Origin of the sequence: Holdemanella porci (assembly GCF_019052655.1) — a bacterium.
GTDB lineage: Bacteria > Bacillota_I > Bacilli_A > Erysipelotrichales > Erysipelotrichaceae > Holdemanella > Holdemanella hominis.
Window position 1 is genome coordinate 1 of record NZ_JAHQVB010000158.1, and the last position, 697, is coordinate 697.

General features: G+C 35.4%; 2 pseudogenes. Both read right to left on the reverse strand.

Annotated elements, in window-relative coordinates:
• Positions 1-356, reverse strand: a pseudogene (locus KTQ83_RS12430) (IS4 family transposase); the annotation flags it as partial.
• A gap of 12 nt (positions 357-368) precedes the next feature.
• A pseudogene (locus KTQ83_RS12435) lies at positions 369-697 on the reverse strand (IS4 family transposase); the annotation flags it as partial.

Consider the following 697-nt stretch of genomic DNA (forward strand, 5'->3'; position numbering starts at 1 on the left):
TTGAAACGTACAACACGACATTCAAAATCAAAATAAGGGCTTCCGTCGAAAAAATCAAATCTCTGATTCTTAGGGACAAACTTATATATTTCAGGATGAGCTTTTATTTCATTCGTTTGTTTAGTAGTTAGGGTACGGCGAACATGCATATCAAATTCTGCATCTGGAAAAGGGCCAAAACTTCGCAGTACGCTTGTTCTAGAATGAATATCCTTTACCCTGATCAAATACTTATGATTCTTCATACCTACTTTCACAAAAGAATTGATAGATTCATAGCCTCTGTCTGCAATGAAAATAGCTTTAGGGCCATCATATGTATCCACTATTTCATTGAATGCACCATTTTCATTCATCACGGCATTTCCTTAAAGAACAATATCATCATAAGTACATTCCAATAGATCATAGCTTGTATTCAGATGATAGGCAAAGAAAGGTTTATTCGAATTATTGGCCTTATAAAAAGTGGTTTTAGTATCTTTGATAGCACTGCTGATAGGCAGAACAGAACCATCAACAGCGAGAAGGCGATAACCTTTGTGAAGCTTGATTTTCTGTGTTCGTTCATTGAACATATTGAATAATGTACGGAATGCATCTGGACGAATCTTACTACGTGCCTGTACAAATGAAGAAGCTGTAGGCGTATCAAGCTTATATCCAAACAATTTGAACATTTCATCTTTTAAAGATC